The organism is Hymenobacter elongatus (assembly GCF_004745955.1).
Classification (GTDB): Bacteria; Bacteroidota; Bacteroidia; order Cytophagales; family Hymenobacteraceae; genus Hymenobacter; species Hymenobacter elongatus.
This window is the reverse complement of record NZ_SRLD01000004.1, coordinates 144,315-159,902: the sequence shown is the minus strand read 5'-3', so window position 1 is coordinate 159,902 and position 15,588 is coordinate 144,315. Positions and strand designations below refer to the sequence as shown.

Genomic DNA, 15,588 nt, shown 5'->3' with positions numbered 1-15,588 from the left:
CTTACTCTGTTGCTGTGCCTCGGTGTCGCAACCTCGCACGTAGCCGTGGCCCAACCCATAGCAGCCGCTCCCGACCCCAACCGGATTACTCTTGTCATTCATGGCGGGGCGGGCACCATCACTCAGGCCAATATGACTCCGGAAAAGGAAAAGGCGTACACGGCAGCACTCAATCTGGCCTTGTAAACGGGCTATGCAATTTTAAAGAAGGGCGGCACTTCGCTCGATGCCGTTGAGGCCACGGTGCGTACGATGGAAGATTCGCCACTATTTAATGCTGGCAAAGGCGCGGTATTTACCCATGAAGGACGCAACGAGATGGACGCCGCCATCATGGATGGCCAAACGACCAAAGCGGGCTCCGTGGCGGGGGTTACCGTCGTTCGCAACCCGATTCCGGCGGCTTGGGCCGTGATGGAGAAATCGGAGCACGTAATGATAGTCGGGGCCGGAGCCAAGCAAGTTGCCCGTGAGAAAGGCTTGGTCATTGCCGAGCCTTCGTATTTCTATACCGAGGCCCGCTACCAGCAGCTGCAAAAAGTCTTGCAGGCCGACAAAAGCGCCGACACATCCTATCAGCTCAGCGCGCCCACCAAAGCGGAGTCGACGGCCCCTGGCAAGGTTAAGGTGAAAATGAAGGGCGGCAAGCCCCAGAGCAGCCTCGACGGGCAGAACATCTTCACCGAAGGCCGTAAATACGGTACCGTCGGCGCCGTAGCCCTGGATGAGCATGGCAACCTGGCCGCCGCCACCAGCACCGGCGGCATGACCAACAAGCGCTATGGCCGTGTAGGCGATGCGCCCCTCATTGGGGCCAGCACCTACGCCGACAACCAAAGCTGCGCCGTGTCGTGCACGGGCTGGAGCGAGTACCTTATCAGGGCCGCCGTGGCCCACGACGTAGCGGCCCGCGTCGAGTACCTCCGCCAGCCTTTGCCACAGGCTGCTCAGGCCACCATCGATAAGGTGGGCAAGTTCGGCGGAGACCTTATTTCCCTTGACCGGCAGGGGAATTTCGCTATGCCGTTCAACTCGGAAGGGATGTGTCGAGGCTACATCAAGGCTTCCGGAGAAAGTCAGGTGCTGATTTGCAAAGCGGAATAGGATATAGGATTCTTGTCTGTTAACAAGCTCATTCACATGTGCTTGCCCTGTCAACTTGCTTCTGACGGTGCAGTATTTATGGCTGAGCTTTTCGGCGTCTAGGGTTTTTTGGCGTTCTTTGCGAAGAATTGTACTACGGAGGTAATAAATTGACTGCCTCGCTAGCCGGCCAGAACGCAAAAAGGCTGCACCCACCCAGATGCAGCCTCTTCAACAGAAAACGTACCCACCCAGATACGTCCCGGTATTTCCTCCTCACATTACCCAACAAAACAGCTGTAGAAGAAGGGTTCGAACCTCCATGGTGTAGTTAGCCGGCCGCCGGACCAGTTTTTCCCGAGCCACCACCCCCGAGAGAGGAGGGCATGTCTGCCAATTTCATCATTCTACAAAAAGGCCCAACACCATTTGCATCGGATTGAAACAAATGTAGCGTTTCGATTGATTAAATAAAATATTGGCATACATATGGTTAAAAATTTACATATTTTTTACTATTCACGAAACATAGTTGCGAAATAAGCAATTAAACTACTGCAAAATGGCCCGTAATTACGAACTTGACGACACCGACCGCAAAATACTGGCCCTTCTGATCGAAGACGCTAAGATTCCTTACACCGAAATTGCCCGTAAAGTCCACGTCTCGGGTGGCACGGTTCACGTCCGAATGGCCCGCCTGGAGGAGCTGGGAATTGTGAAGGGGGCTACGCTGAAGCTAGATTATCAAAAGCTGGGCTATGGCGTCAGTGCCTTTCTGGGCATATACCTGCTGAAAAGCTCCGTGTATGCCAGTGTGGTGGAGCAGCTGCGGGAAATTCCTGAGGTGGTAAGCATTCATTTTACTACCGGAGCCTACGGTGTATTTGCCCGCTTGGTGTGCCGCGACACCCAGCACTTGCGCGATGTGCTCCACGACAAGGTGCAACTCATCGAAGGCATAGAGCGGACCGAAACGCTTATTTCGCTCGAAGAAGCCATGAATCGCGCCATTCAGCTGCAATAGCAACGGCAAAACCTTACCGATATCCAGGGTCAGCCTCCCGCTCAGTAGCAGAGCGGCGGCTGACCTTCTTTGTGTTCCTCATCCTCCCTGCTGGAGCAAGCGTAATTAGGGTAACTATTCTAGTGTTCGGCTTCTGTACTTTTCCTGGAAATAGCCAAGTAAAATTTAGCGTATAAAGTACCAGGATGGCCGGGTTAAAGCTGTAGATTTAAAGTCTGGTTTGCCGGCACTTGGCTACAAACGAGTAAGTAAGTATCTTTCCTTTGCTGATTTTTATCTGAAATCTATGAAAGCGCTTCTCTTTGCATTTTTAGTCGCTACGGCCGCTTTGTCCACTGCTCGTGCGCAGAGCCTGCCGGCAGTGTACCTGAATGCCCGCGACGAGGCAACAGTGCCCGACAGTGCTACGCACTACCGCATCATAGATCGTAAGAAAGCAGAAGCTGGCTACGCCATGCGCGACTACTCGATGAATGGCACGCTGCTGCTGCGGGGCACACTCACGGGACTGGAGCCGGGCGTGCGCAACGGCTTATTTACCTGGTATCATCCCAATGGCACCAAAGCCGGCCAGGTGCACTATCACAACGACGAAGCTGACGGCATGTACGTGTCGTGGTATGAGGATGGAAAAGTGAGCCAGCGGGGAGAATACGCGGATGGCATGCGGGTAGGCAAATGGCTCAGCGTGCATCGCAACGGGCAGAAGCGCTCCGAAGGTAGCTACGTAGCCAGTCGCCCGCACGGGGAGTGGCGCTACTATTACGATTCGGGGCAGCTCAGCGCCGTGGAGAAGCTGGAGAATGGCCGGAGCGTCAACCTAAAATTTTTCAACCTTGAGGGTGAGCTGTACGCTGGCGTACCCCGGCGGCGACAGGCCGCTGAGTTTCCGGGCGGGCAGGCCGCGCTCATGCAATACCTGGCGCGTAATACCACGTACTCGAAGGCCGCCCGGCGCAAGAATATTACGGGTAAAGTGTATGTGTCGTATACTATTGGCGAGGATGGCCGGGTGAGCCAAGTGCGGGTTGTGCGGGGCCTGGCTCCGGAAGTGGACATCGAGGCGCGCCGCGTGGTGGCTGCTCTGCCCGCCTTCCGACCCGGCCGTGAATACAATGTGCCCACCGCTATGACCTACACCCTGCCCATTATGTTCGCTCCTAATTTTAAGCTGTTTGGCGGGGTGAAAGCCACTCAATCTCCCCCTACGGAAGCCCGGGCTGGTAACCCTGATGAGATGTATTGAGCTAATCTACAGCGCGAATACTACTGGTAGGTTAAACTATGGCGTGGCTTGTCACTCCAAGAGGCAAAAGGTCACCTCAAATTCCTCTGCCTTATGAAAACCTTCCTTTTTGCCTGTGCTGCTGCGCTGAGCTTACTAGCCTCCTCCGCTGCAACTGCCCAAACTGCTCCTCGCACCAACGACCAGGCCCGTATCCGGCAGGGTGTGCGCTCCGGGCAGCTCACTCGTACTGAAGCCGCCCGGGCGCAAGCCCAGCAGGCCGACGCCCGGCAAGCCCGGCAGTCAGCCCGCGCTGATGGCGTCGTAACGCCCGCTGAGCGCCATGTGGTGCGTCATGAAGAAAGACAAGCTGACCGGGTGCTGTACCGTCAGAAGCATGACTCCCGAACCCGCAAACCGCGCTAGGCACCTAAATGCCCACGCAAAAGCCCCGTTCCTGCTAGCAGAAACGGGGCTTTTGCGTGGGCACTAGCTTAATCTAAGCAGTAACCTGAGCGTCGAGCTTCTGAGCCAGTACGTGCTTTGGTACGGCGCCTACTTGCTTATCTACGACCTGACCGTTTTTGAAGACGAGCAGCGTCGGAATGCTGCGGATGCCGAACTTGGCGGAGGTCTGCGGATTAGAATCCACATCAACTTTGCCAATCACGACGCGGCCTTCGTACTCGCCGGCCAGCTCTTCTACTACCGGGCCCACCATGCGGCAGGGGCCGCACCATTCGGCCCAGAAATCCACGAGCACGGGCTTATCGGAATTGATGATTTCGTCGAAATTAGCATCGGTAATTTCGATGGCTTTGTGTCCCATAACAGTAGGGGGTTTGTGTGTTGAGTTATCCAGCTGCTTACGAGCATCGGGGCCGCAAGGTAGCAGATTGCGAGTTCAACAAGACCCGGGCCGGAAAGTTCAATCAGGACAGAGTGGCAGAAGGAGACTGATAACCTTGTCGTACGGCCGTGTAGCCTTGCCGATAGTCAAAGCAAATGCCGCAGATTCTTTCGATGGTAATTGAAAAAATCTGCGGCATTTGCTCAAAAACCAGGAAAGCCACGGCCCTAAATCAGTTGGCAGGCGTCGATTTCCATCTCGCGCATCTTGCGGATGAACTCCTTGGGCTCGATGCGGTAGCGGCGCGAGTAGGTATCCACGGCGAGGTGCTCGTGGGGCTCGGCGAACTTGATTTCCAGCTTTTTGGAGCCGGCGCAGTTTTCCACGGCTTCCATGAAGCGGTCCATGAAGGGTTCCGTGATGGTGCGCAGGTCGAGCTGCACGCGCACGCCGTTGGCCAGCTTCTCGGCCACGTTGAACAGGGGCTCCATCGTCATGATCTTGAACTCGAACTGGTCGGAGTCGCGGAAGCGCTGCTGGTACTTGCCGCGGATGAACATGGGCGGCACCTGCTCCTTGTCGTAGTTGCGGGGGTTGATGATGCTGGAAAACTTGGTGTAGTCGTCGCGGAACAGGGCCAGGTTGAGGCTGCTTTCGTAGTCTTCCACGTTGAATGACACGAAGGGCTGGCCGGTCTTGGTGGTCTTGAACAGCACGTTGGAAATCAGGCCGGCCACAGTCACGTCGCGGTTCTTGTACGTCTCAATCTTGTCCAGTCCGCAGGTGCAGTAGGAGTCGATTTCGAGCTTGAAGTCGTCGAGCGGGTGGCCGGAGAGGTAGAAGCCCACGATTTCCTTTTCGCGGCGCAGCTTCTCGGTGGGACTCCAGGGCTCCATGTCGTGAATCTTGGGCATCGGGATGCTCATCTCGCCGCCCCCGCCGCCAAAGAGGCTCTGCTGGGCCGATTCCTTGGCGGCCTGGTGCTGCTGGCCCACCTTCATGGCCTTTTCGATGAGGTTCTGGTCGCCGGTAGGAGCCTCCAGAAACTGGCGGCGGTGGTAGCGCTCAAACGAGTCGAAGGCACCGGCCTGGGCCATGCTCTCGAAGGTTTTCTTGTTCACGGCCCGCAGGTTGACGCGGCGGGCAAAGTCGAAGATGTCGGCGTAGTGGCCGCCCTTGTCGCGCTCCTGCACGATTTCCTCCACGGCGGCCTCGCCCGAGCCCTTCATGGCCGCCATGCCGAAGCGGATCTGACCCTGGGCATTCACGTTGAACTTGAGGATGGATTCGTTCACGTCGGGCCCGAGCACGGCCACGCCCTGCTTGCGGGCTTCCTCAATGAAGAACGTCACCTTCTTGATGTCGCCCATGTTGTTGGTGAGCACGGCGGCCATGTACTCGGCCGGGTAGTGGGCCTTGAGGTAGCCGGTCTGGTAGGCAACGATGCTGTAAGCCGCTGAATGTGAGCGGTTGAAGCCGTAGGCCGCAAACTTCTCCATCACGTCGAACACGTCGTTGGCCTTCTTGGCCACAATGCCGTGCAGCTTTTTGGCACCCTCCGTGAATTTCTCCCGCTCCTGGGCCATCTTCTTCATGTCCTTCTTGCCCATGGCCCGGCGCAGCAAATCAGCGCCGCCCAGGGAGTAGCCGGCCAGGATCTGGGCCGTCTGCATGATCTGCTCCTGGTACACCATGATGCCCTGGGAGTAGTTCAGGATCGGCTCCAGCAGCTCGTGCGGGTATTCTACCACCTCGCGGCCGTGCTTGCGGTTGATGAAGTTCGGAATGAACTGCATCGGGCCCGGCCGGTAGAGGGCGTTCATGGCAATCAGATCCTCGATGTTGGTCGGCTTGAGGTCCTTGAGGTACATGCGCATGCCTTCGCTCTCGAACTGGAACGTGCCGATGGTGTCGCCGCGCTGGTAGAGCTCGTAGGTCTTGAGGTCGTCAATCGGGATTTCGTCGATGTCGATTTTGACGCCGTGGTTGCGCTCAATCAGGTTGATGGCATCGACGATGATGGTCAGGGTTTTGAGTCCCAGAAAGTCCATCTTCAGCATCCCCGCACTCTCAATCACCTTGCCGTCGAACTGCGTGATGAGCAGGTCCGAGTCCTTGGAGGTGGAGACGGGAATGTACTTGGTGATGTCGTCGGGGGCGATGATGACGCCGGCGGCGTGGATGCCGGTATTGCGCACCGAGCCTTCGAGCTGGGTGGCCAGGCGCAGGATATGGCCCCGCAGGTTGTCGGGGGCATCGTCGCGGCGGATGGAGTCGAGCTCCTGGTTTTCGGCAAAGGCCTTGGCCAGCGTGGTACCCACCTGCTCGGGCACCATCTTCACCAGGTCGTTGGCCAGCTGCAAAGGCAGCTCCATAGCCCGCGACACGTCCTTGATGCTGGACTTGGCGGCCATCGTGCCGAAGGTGATAATCTGGGCCACCTGGGTTTTACCGTACTTATTCACCACGTAGTCGATGACTTTCTGGCGGTTCACGTCGTCGAAGTCGATGTCGATATCGGGCATCGACACGCGCTCCGGGTTCAGGAAACGCTCGAATAGGAGCGAGTACTTGATCGGGTCGATGTTGGTGATGCCCACGCAGTAGGCCACGGCCGAGCCCGCCGCCGAGCCCCGGCCCGGCCCCACGGCCACGCCGATGTTGCGGCCGTGGTTGATAAAGTCCTGGGTGATGAGGAAGTAGCCGGCAAAGCCCATCGTCTCAATCACGCGCAGCTCGTAGTCCAGGCGCTCCTCGATTTCGGGCGTGCGGTCGGAGTAGCGGCATTTCGGGCCTTCAAAAGCACCCTTGTAGGTGAGGTGGCGCAGGAAGGCGTCGGCGTTGGCGTGCTCGGCAGGAATCGGGAAGTTGGGGAGCAGAATGTCGCGCTGCAGCTTGGGCGGCGTGATTTTATCCACGATTTCGTTCGTGTTGTCCACACTTTCCGGCACGTCGCTGAACAGCGCGTTCATCTCGGCCTGGGTCTTGAAGTAGAACTGGTCGTTGGCGAAGCCGAAGCGGGCCCGGGGCTTGGGGCTCTGGGCTTCCTCGTCGATGCGCTGGAGCTGGCGGCGGATGAAGGCATCCTGACCGGCCAGGGGGCGCAGGTTGTCGATGTGGTCGTAGTGAACCTTGCTGTCCTGGGAAATCAGGCGGAAATACTGGGTCTGGAAGTCGCCGACGGGGATGCTGTGCTCCTCGCCGGTATTCACGCAGAGCAGGATGTCGTGGGGCGCGAAGTCGGTCTGGTCGACGTAGTGGGAGTCGTTGGTGCAGATGACCTTCACGTTGTACTTGCGGGCCAGATTCAGCAGCACCTGGTTCACGTCCTCCTGGCTTTTGCCGGTGCCGTCGAAGTTCATCAGCCCGTGGCGCTGGATTTCGATGTAGTAGTCGTCCTCGAACACGTCGAGCCACCACTTGAGCAGCTCTTCGGCCCTGGCCTCGCTCTGAAACAGAATAGCCTGCGGAAGCTCGGCCCCGATGCAGCAGCTGGTGGCAATCAGGCCCTTGTGGTACTTTAGCAGCAGCTCCCGGTCGATGCGCGGAAACTTGCTGTACACGCCCTCGATGAAGCTCATCGAGCAAAGCTTGCTCAGGTTGTGGTAGCCGTCCTGATCCTTGGCCAGCAGCAGCTGGTGGTAGCGCTTGTCCCGCTCGCCTTTTTCGCGGCTGAAGGCCTTTTTGTGGCGGTCTTCCACCATGTAGAACTCGCAGCCCACAATCGGCTTGACGTTGTACTTGTTGGCCTCGGCCACGAAGTTGAACGCCCCGAACATGTTGCCGTGGTCAGTGAGCGCCACGGCGGGCATGCCATCCGCCTGGGCCTTCTTCATCAGGGCCGAAATGCTGGCCTGGCCGTCGAGAAGGGAATATTGAGTGTGCGAGTGGAGGTGCGAGAACGTGGGCATGGGCAACCGGCACCGCGCCGTTAGGGCGCGAAGCGTACAGTAAAGTTACCCACGAATAAGCGGCCGGGAAGGATTGCGCGGCAAGGGATTTTGTGTATTGAGACTAAGAAAATGGAATGGCCGCAAAGCTTATCCCGATTTCAACTCATACAGTCCTATAGCCGCCTATTGCACGCATATACGCCGCATGACAGCTGGTTGGCCCGGTGCTTCTACGCTAAGCAAATACATTCCAGGCGCTACCCCACTGGTTATTAATTCCGTGCTGCGGCCAATTGTTGCCTGCTCCTGAACGAATTGCCCCAGCAAGGTGCGCAATACCACGCGGCCGGCCGGAACGGGCTGTTGTAGTTTTATCTGCAAGGAAGCACCACTTGCCACCGGGTTAGGCCAGACGGATAGTGCCTGCGCTACTGCTGACGAAGTGGCCGTAACCACTTCATTCAGGTGTATCTTTACATAGCCTAGCGTTGAATTATTAGGGCCCCCACTGCTAAGGCCCGGTTGAGCAGTCACCAAGTCCAGTGCCCCATCATTGTTCATATCGGCTAGCACAAGCCCTCCATCCGAAGAGGTGGCTGGCTGTAAATAGGTTGCTGGTCCGAATATGCCTTGGCCTAAGTTTACATGAATTCGGGATGCCCCATTCAACAGCAGATCCAGGTCGCCGTCACTGTCCACGTCAGCTAGGCTAGCGCTGGTGCACATGATTGGTCTAGTGGAAGTTATTGTCTGATTAACAGTGAGTTGGCCGGTTCCGTCGTTGAGCCAGGAAACAGCCACCCGACTGCCATCCAAGTAGTATGGGAGTAGGACATCCACGTCGCCATCACCATCTATATCGCCGGTAATGGGGGGAGTACGTGCCGTAAGTTCTGCAGTAGTTGGTGCCGCATAGGTGGCGCCTAAGGTGAAGAGGCCGTTTCCGCCGTTAAAAAAAGTGCGCAACAAGCCACCGTTGCCGCCAGAACCGCCGTAGCCCAGTAAATCAAGGTCGCCATCATTGTCCAAGTCGGTAGCAGTCAGGTTGCCTGGCTCAGGTACGATGAGGCTGGTAGGAGTGGCAAATACTCCGGTGCCGCTGTTGGGTGCTACATACAGAGCGTTTAGGCTGGTATAAACCAAATCCAGGTCGGAGTCGCCGTCCGTGTCAACGAGTAGGCGGTTGTAGCTGCTGCCAAGAGGCAGGATAGGGCTGCCGACGACCTGCGTAAAGCGTCCAGTACCGTCATTGCGAAAAGACGGCAGATCCAGGTCACCGTCGCCGTCTACATCACCGAGGGCGAAACTTGGAACAGTAGTAGAAGCGCCAAATGATGCGAATCTGCTACCCAGCTGGCCGCGACCATTGTTTAGATATAGACCAGAAGGGTTGGTGCCCATTTCGCCTACAATGACGTCCAGGTAGTTATCACCGTTCATATCGGCCACGGCCAGGTTGACAGCAATTACCCCATACGGATAAGGTGTGAGCGGCAGTGTGAAGCTGGCTCCGCCAAAAGTGCCAGTGCCGCCGGTAGTAGCAGCCGTGAACTGCCACATGTGGCGCCCGCTAGGAGTAGTCACCGTGGCCGTCAGCAGTTCGCCGGCTTTGAACGGAACCTGGGGCACAAATGCTGCTGTAGTACCAACACTGGAAGTAGTACCTGCCTTTCTGCCGCCAGCCTGCTGACTGAAAACTGCAAGCGTTGGAGTCCCGGCAGGAGATTGCCCGAACGTAACGCCAACAGCGCTGGTGCGTGAAGCTGCACTGGCGTGTCGTGCCGGAGATAGGTTACTCACTTGAAGCGACTGCGCAACCGAATTGGTAGCAAGTAGCCAGGCGCAACTCAAAAACAATGCAACCGGGGTGTGGTGGTAGAAATGCATATAGCAATCAACTCAAATAAGTGGTATTGCAAAGCTGAAATATAGTGTGGCTATACCACATTGCAGTGGTATGAAAATAAACGGATGCAATATGAACCACGAAAGCTAGAGATACTGCGTTGGGCAGTATTGGAATTCAGTTGCAGCTGCCCCCCCCCAAACCTATAAACGCGCCCGCGCACTGGTGCGACTTTACGTTGTACTTACTTGTTGGCCTCGGCCACGAAGTTGAACGCCCCGGAAATGTTGCCGTGGTCGGTGAGGGCTACGGCCGGCATCCCGTTGGCCCGGGCCTTCTTCATCAGGGCCGAAATGCTGGCCTGGCCGTCGAGCAGGGAGTACTGGGAGTGCAGGTTGCGAGAAAACGGGCAATGGCGGGGGAAATCCGGGATGTGAGGGCTGAATCGTGAATTCGCCGAATGCCGGCCAATTCAGCATTCAACATCCAGCACTTCCTAAGGGTAAAGTTACCGCCAAAAGCGCGGCCAAGAAAGATTGTCCGGCAAGGGATTTTGATGTATAAACTGAAAACGAGCAAAGCGTTGGGTCGTTTTCGTTTGAGGGCAATAGTGGTAGAATCAGGACTCTGGGAGCCTACTCGACCGGAGTTTTCGGAGGGTTCAGCGTGGTCAGCTGAGCCTCATCAAAACGCCGAAAAGCGTATTCCAGGGCCGGGTTGCGCTGACGGCGAGCCGGCATTTTAGCGGCGGCCGGGCTGGCTAGCAGTGCCTCCCGTGTCTGTACCCAGATAGCGGGCGGCTGGCGGGGGGCGCTACGGATCGGGCCGAGCAGGGCCGCTTCGGCCAGCAGGCCTTTCTTGCGGGCTCGGAATTCCGTGATAGTATGGCTCAGTAGCGCAATGGCCCGGCCGTCGCCAGAGGCTTGGTACACCTCGCGCAGGCGCTGGCTGAGGTCGGCAAAATATTGGTTTTCGCGCGCCTCCAGGCTGCTGTCGATCCGTGGCGCGGCAACTAACTTGCCGGGGGAGGCTGTTTGGGTCTGGGCGGCGAGGGGAGCGGCGGCGCAAAACACGCTCGCGGCGAAAAGCACAGATTCCAGGGCTGTCATATGCCCTGCAAAGGTGCCCGAGTGGTCAAGAAGTTCCGATGGGCGGACACCAGAGGAGCTTTGGGGCTTTAGCGGTGCCGGGTTTTCAGTGCCAGATGATGCGGCCCAATCCAATGCCGGGTTTGAACTACTTACCTTGGGCCGTGTTACCCGAACAGGAAAAGCCCGCCGGACCTGCTGCTGCCGGGAATTTATTAATCCGGCCGGCGTTGCCTTCCCACTTAATTATGCCCCCCAGCAGCCGTCAGGTGAGTATGCCAGAATCTTCATCCGTAGTGGGCTGCCAACAGCGCCCGGATTCCCCATGAAACACCTTACCGCCACCACCGACCCGGAATACACCGCTGTCGAAAATCCCTCGTCACTGGATGTATTTCTCTTGAAGTACATCCAGGATAAGCGGGATTTGCCGTTTGCTTACCTCACGTTAAACATAAGTCTGACGCTGCTGCCACTGGCCGCACTGCTGTTTGTGCCGGCCCTCACAGGCTGGGCGTGGTGGGCGGTGTTGGCCGTGTACCTGTTTCTGAGCAACGCCCGCTTCAAAGGGCCGTTCGGGCTAATGTTGCACTGCACTTGCCACCGGATTCTGTTCAAGCAGAAGTATAGCTTCATGAATAAGTACATTCCCTGGGTGATCGGGCCGCTGTTCGGGCAAACGCCGGAGTCGTACTTCACTCACCACATGGGCATGCACCACCCCGAAAACAACCTGCCCGACGACCAAAGCTCTACCATGTTCTACCAGCGCGACTCCTGGCGGAGCTTTCTGCGCTACCTCGGCGACTTTTTCCTGCTGGGCATTCCCAAGCTGGTGCTCTATTTCAGCCGCAAACAAAAAAGCACGCTGCGGGCCCGCCTGCTCCGCGGCGAGCTGCTCTACATCGCCGTCACCTTTGGGCTGTGCTTCGTGAATCTGCCCGCCACGCTGGCGGTGTTCGTGCTGCCGGTTATTCTGTCGCGGGTGGTGATGATGCTGGGCAACTGGAGCCAGCATTCCTTTATTGATGCCAATACGCCTGACAACTGCTACACCAACAGCGTGACCTGCATCAACACTACCTACAACCACAAATGCTGGAACGATGGCTACCACATCAGCCATCACCTCAAGCCGGCCCTGCACTGGACTGAACATCCGAAATCCTTTCGCCAAAATGTGGATCAATACGCTCAGAATGCTGCCATTGTGTTCGACGGCATTCACTTCCTGCACGTCTTCGTGTACCTGATGACTAAGCGCTACGATTTGCTGGCGAAGCATTTTGTGAACCTAGGAGAGCGGTACCAGAACGATGCGGAGGTGATAGAATTGCTAAAAAGCCGCACCCAGCGTATTCAGCGGCCTGCGCTGCTGGCGCAGGCGGCTTAACGCAGCATTCTTCACCTAAAGCAAAAAAGGCTGCAGTAATACTACTGCAGCCTTTTTTGCTTTAGGTGGAAGTACTATTTGGGAGCTACCACGAGGATACTTTCGCCAATTTTTACGCCGCCATCGGCCTTTTTATTCCACGCCTGCAGCTGACTGGGTGTGACCCCATATTGGCGCGAAATACTGAATAAGGTTTCGCCCTTCTGCACGGTGTGCTGGCTGGCAGCAGCAGTTACTGGTTTAGTGGCTGGCACCACCGCCTTAGAGGCCGTGACCTTAGGTGTCGGCGTTGTCGGTAGAACTGCTACTTTTCCTGGCGTGGCAGGCTTGGGCACCAGAGCTGGGGCCGTGCTAGGCTGCGGCTTGGCGGCTGGCAACGAAATGGTACCCGTTGGGGCAGTGGAGGCTGCGGAGGTGGAAGCGGCTGGCACCCGGGCAGTACCAGCAAACCCGGATGCCCGCAGCCGCTCCGTAGCCGCTTTGAGGTCCGGATTTTTGGCTACCCGGGCGTCGAAATTCCGAAACTGTGGGCTGCGCATCAGGGTCTGCAGCTCTATCTGCCAGGGCTGCTGCCGTAGCCGCTGGGCCAGGGCCTGCTGCTGCTCACGGGGCAAGCTGGCCGTGTAGCGGCTCAGGCGCTGGTTTAAAGCGGGAATTTCCTGAAGGGCTGTTTCGATGAGCTGTACGGCGTGGGTGTCGCTGGGCTCGAAGTAGATGTCGCGCAGCTTCCGCACGCTGGTCTGCACCAGCGCCGACATTATCCGCACCGAGTCTTCGGAAAGAGCCATGACCGGAGCTGGTGTTGGAGTCGGAATGGGCTGCTGCGCCTGGGCCGCCAGAGGGCCCGCCGTGAAACCAGTGAATAAGAGAACTCGAAAAAAGGGACGCATTCGAAAAGCAGAGAAATAAGAATCGGTAATCGTTCGAAAAATACAGTTGGCAGTTACTTCGCAGGGGTGATAACCAGAACCTCGCCCAGCTTCACGTTGGAATCAGCCTTGTTGTTCCACTCCTGTACCTGCTTGATACTCACGCCATATTTGCGCGCAATGCCGTACATCGACTCCCCGGTAACTACCTTATGGCGAACCAACTCTACCGTTGTTTCCGCCCCTGCAGCTGCAGGTGGTGCTGTGTCAGCTGCAGCCGGCGCGGCCACGCGTAGCACCTGGCCCAGGCGCAAGGAAGGGCTGGCGGGCAGACTGTTCCAAGCAATCAAATCAGCCGGCCGCAGGCTATACCGGCGGGCTACGGCATAAAGCGTCTCGCCTTTTTGCACCGTGTGCTGGCCGTTGGCTGGTACTGGCTCCACGGCGGCAGTTGGCGCCAGCGCGGGCAAGCTGGTTTTGGCCGCTGCCGGGTTGCTTATCGCGGCGGTAGGAGTGCTGGCTGGCCCTGAAACAGCAGCTGGCGTTGCTACTGTTGTCGAAGCTGTAGCCGCCGTCGGTACTGAGGTGGTGGCCAGCGGCTCGTCACGCGGCTCATCGGCAACCGAAGTTGTAGCAGGTAGCGGGCTGCGCGGCTTCTGTGCCAGTGGGGCCTCAGCAACGGGTGTGGCAGGCCGTATTGCCGGCTTGGCGGGAGCGGCCGCCGTGGCCTGGGGCAACTCGTTCAGGTTGTCCATGTGGTCGTCCGTCGCGCTGTCGGCTTGGGTAACGATGGCTGTATTAGGGGTTTCACTGGCGGTATCGGTGTCCGTCGCATCCTCCACAATGCGGGTTGCAGCCGCTGTGGTGCCGGTGTAAGGCTCGGCTTCATCCTTGGCTTTCTCCTTTTTGCGGGCGGGTTTGGCCTGCGCTACACTACTGGCCGCCGTAGGCTGCGGGGCCCGCTCGAAAGCTGCCAGAGCCGCCGCGTTTTCACTGTTGGCATATTCGATGGCTACCTCCTTGGGGCGGGTATGCTGCAGCCACAGAATGCGGCCCGGCCGCAATTCCTCGTTGCGGGGCATGCGGTTTTTGCTCCAGATGGCCTTAGCCCGCATGCCGTATTTCTGCGATACTACCGCTACACTTTCTCCTGGCTGCGCTACGTGGTACTCCACGGACGCCTTGTCGCGCTTTTTCTGTACGAAATAGGGTTGGCCAATAACGATGTTGTCAAAGGCGAACAGGTCGTTGTACTGCATAAACCGGCGCATTTTCACGCCGGCACGCTGGGCCAGACTTTCTTTCGAGTCGCCGGGCAGGGCAATAATGGCCCGCAAGCCATTCACCTGCACGAATTCCGCATTCTGTGGATCCACTTTGGGCTCGTGCAGTAGCTGGCCCGTGGCAGTTGTTTTCTGCTGGGCGGCCATAGCCGTCAGCTGCAGCGGGTCGGTGACGGGCACCAGAATGGTATAGGCCTTATCGAGCGGCACGGCCGTGCTGTTGAGCAGCCAGTGGTTGTGCTTGGTCAGCTCCTCGGGGCTGGTGTGCAGCGCAGCCGCCATGGCCGTGAGCTGCTGGCCAGCCATGGCCGGGAACTCCTGTAGCAGCATGGGCGGCTTGGGATTTTGACCACAGGCGGGCTCAAAGGCCACTTTATGCGCCAGAAACGTCAGGATGTAGGCGTGCGTCTGCTCCGAAATTTCCATTTCCGTCGCATGGGCATCGGTGGGCAGCGCGTAGGGTTTGGCACCAGTCAGGCCCAGGTTGTAGCTGAGCAGGGTGTTGAGCCAGTTGTGAAACGTGTTGTTGTTGCGCAGGAAATACTTAGCCGCCGCCCGCGACGAGGCCACGATGTGCTTGCGCTCATCCACCACGTCGTTGACCAGCACGCCCAGCTCCGTCGCCGATTCGCGTTTGAACTGCCAGTAGCCCACCGCGTCGTGAATCGACTGGGCTTCGCCCTGCAAGCCGCTTTCCTGCAACACGAGGTAGCGAAAATCAAGCGGCACCCCTTCGGTTTGAAACACCCGGTCGATGAGCGGGAAATGGGCGTCGGCCAGATTCACGCGGGCCTGGAACGAGGGCTGGTAGCGCCGGATGGCGTCCACTTTTTGCTGCACGGCGGCCCGCCCGCCATCGGTGAGGCGCAGGTGCAAACCGGCAAAATAAAGGTCGGCGGGAACTGGCACGCTCTGGGCCGTTGCCAGCAGGGGCAGCACGCACAGGAGCGTGAGTAGAAGTCGTTTCATAGGAGGCAAAGCGGGAGTTCTGGCTTCGATCCTATTGCGCACCAGATTTTACCGTTTACAAA

General features: G+C 57.9%; 12 protein-coding genes and 1 pseudogene. 6 read left to right on the top strand and 7 right to left on the bottom strand.

Going from position 1 to position 15,588, the window contains the following annotated elements:
- Positions 1–45 precede the first annotated feature (45 nt).
- The 5 genes from E5J99_RS22125 (at position 46) to E5J99_RS03705 (ending at position 3,761) form a co-directional block, all read left to right on the top strand.
- Entirely contained in the window at positions 46–186 is a 141-nt protein-coding gene (locus E5J99_RS22125; RefSeq protein ID WP_167851965.1) for a hypothetical protein, read from the top strand.
- A 57-nt stretch (positions 187–243) separates the two neighbouring features.
- Positions 244–1,104: an isoaspartyl peptidase/L-asparaginase family protein gene (locus E5J99_RS03720; RefSeq protein WP_394345938.1), complete on the top strand. Its 861-nt coding sequence runs from the start codon at positions 244–246 to the stop codon at positions 1,102–1,104.
- A 541-nt stretch (positions 1,105–1,645) separates the two neighbouring features.
- A complete protein-coding gene (locus E5J99_RS03715) occupies positions 1,646–2,110 on the top strand; it encodes an AsnC family transcriptional regulator (protein WP_135496372.1) in 465 nt (154 codons plus the stop codon).
- 286 nt (positions 2,111–2,396) lie between these two features.
- Entirely contained in the window at positions 2,397–3,356 is a 960-nt protein-coding gene (locus E5J99_RS03710; protein ID WP_135496371.1) for an energy transducer TonB, read from the top strand.
- 93 nt (positions 3,357–3,449) lie between these two features.
- On the top strand, positions 3,450–3,761 hold the full coding sequence (locus tag E5J99_RS03705) for a hypothetical protein (protein WP_135496370.1): 312 nt from the start codon (positions 3,450–3,452) through the stop codon (positions 3,759–3,761).
- A gap of 73 nt (positions 3,762–3,834) precedes the next feature.
- Here the strand turns inward: E5J99_RS03705 and trxA are convergent, their stop codons facing one another.
- The 5 genes and pseudogenes from trxA to E5J99_RS03680 all read right to left on the bottom strand — a co-directional run bounded on the left by trxA (position 3,835) and on the right by E5J99_RS03680 (position 11,033).
- The gene (gene trxA, locus E5J99_RS03700; protein ID WP_135496369.1) at positions 3,835–4,164 is read right to left on the bottom strand and encodes a thioredoxin; all 330 of its coding nucleotides are present in this window, start codon (positions 4,162–4,164) and stop codon (positions 3,835–3,837) included.
- Between the two features lie 248 nt (positions 4,165–4,412).
- On the bottom strand, positions 4,413–8,096 hold the full coding sequence (gene dnaE, locus E5J99_RS03695) for a DNA polymerase III subunit alpha (RefSeq protein WP_135496368.1): 3,684 nt from the start codon (positions 8,094–8,096) through the stop codon (positions 4,413–4,415).
- Between the two features lie 165 nt (positions 8,097–8,261).
- Entirely contained in the window at positions 8,262–9,965 is a 1,704-nt protein-coding gene (locus tag E5J99_RS03690) for a T9SS type A sorting domain-containing protein (RefSeq protein WP_135496367.1), read from the bottom strand.
- A 206-nt stretch (positions 9,966–10,171) separates the two neighbouring features.
- A pseudogene (locus E5J99_RS21760) lies at positions 10,172–10,318 on the bottom strand (PHP domain-containing protein); the annotation flags it as partial.
- Positions 10,319–10,559: 241 nt separating this feature from the next.
- Entirely contained in the window at positions 10,560–11,033 is a 474-nt protein-coding gene (locus E5J99_RS03680) for a hypothetical protein (protein ID WP_135496365.1), read from the bottom strand.
- Positions 11,034–11,337: 304 nt separating this feature from the next.
- On the opposite strand from E5J99_RS03680, the gene E5J99_RS03675 reads away from it, so the two are divergent.
- Positions 11,338–12,405 carry a fatty acid desaturase family protein gene (locus tag E5J99_RS03675; RefSeq protein WP_135496364.1) on the top strand — a complete coding sequence of 356 codons (1,068 nt, stop codon included), beginning with the start codon at positions 11,338–11,340 and terminating at the stop codon, positions 12,403–12,405.
- Between the two features lie 74 nt (positions 12,406–12,479).
- Here the strand turns inward: E5J99_RS03675 and E5J99_RS03670 are convergent, their stop codons facing one another.
- Both E5J99_RS03670 and E5J99_RS03665 read right to left on the bottom strand, forming a co-directional pair.
- Positions 12,480–13,295: a LysM peptidoglycan-binding domain-containing protein gene (locus tag E5J99_RS03670; protein WP_135496363.1), complete on the bottom strand. Its 816-nt coding sequence runs from the start codon at positions 13,293–13,295 to the stop codon at positions 12,480–12,482.
- A 53-nt stretch (positions 13,296–13,348) separates the two neighbouring features.
- Complete coding sequence (locus E5J99_RS03665; RefSeq protein WP_135496362.1) at positions 13,349–15,526, bottom strand: LysM peptidoglycan-binding domain-containing protein; 2,178 nt, start codon at positions 15,524–15,526, stop codon at positions 13,349–13,351.
- Positions 15,527–15,588: the final 62 nt, after the last annotated feature.

Excerpts from the sequence above, each read along its gene's own strand:
- E5J99_RS03690 (WP_135496367.1), bottom strand. The coding sequence starts at position 9,965 with ATGCATTTCTACCACCACACCCCGGTTGCATTGTTTTTGAGTTGCGCC.
- E5J99_RS03680 (WP_135496365.1), bottom strand. The coding sequence starts at position 11,033 with ATGACAGCCCTGGAATCTGTGCTTTTCGCCGCGAGCGTGTTTTGCGCC.
- E5J99_RS03705 (WP_135496370.1), top strand. The coding sequence starts at position 3,450 with ATGAAAACCTTCCTTTTTGCCTGTGCTGCTGCGCTGAGCTTACTAGCC.
- E5J99_RS03710 (WP_135496371.1), top strand. The coding sequence starts at position 2,397 with ATGAAAGCGCTTCTCTTTGCATTTTTAGTCGCTACGGCCGCTTTGTCC.
- E5J99_RS03670 (WP_135496363.1), bottom strand. The coding sequence starts at position 13,295 with ATGCGTCCCTTTTTTCGAGTTCTCTTATTCACTGGTTTCACGGCGGGC.
- E5J99_RS03675 (WP_135496364.1), top strand. The coding sequence starts at position 11,338 with ATGAAACACCTTACCGCCACCACCGACCCGGAATACACCGCTGTCGAA.
- dnaE (WP_135496368.1), bottom strand. The coding sequence starts at position 8,096 with ATGCCCACGTTCTCGCACCTCCACTCGCACACTCAATATTCCCTTCTC.
- E5J99_RS03665 (WP_135496362.1), bottom strand. The coding sequence starts at position 15,526 with ATGAAACGACTTCTACTCACGCTCCTGTGCGTGCTGCCCCTGCTGGCA.
- trxA (WP_135496369.1), bottom strand. The coding sequence starts at position 4,164 with ATGGGACACAAAGCCATCGAAATTACCGATGCTAATTTCGACGAAATC.
- E5J99_RS03715 (WP_135496372.1), top strand. The coding sequence starts at position 1,646 with ATGGCCCGTAATTACGAACTTGACGACACCGACCGCAAAATACTGGCC.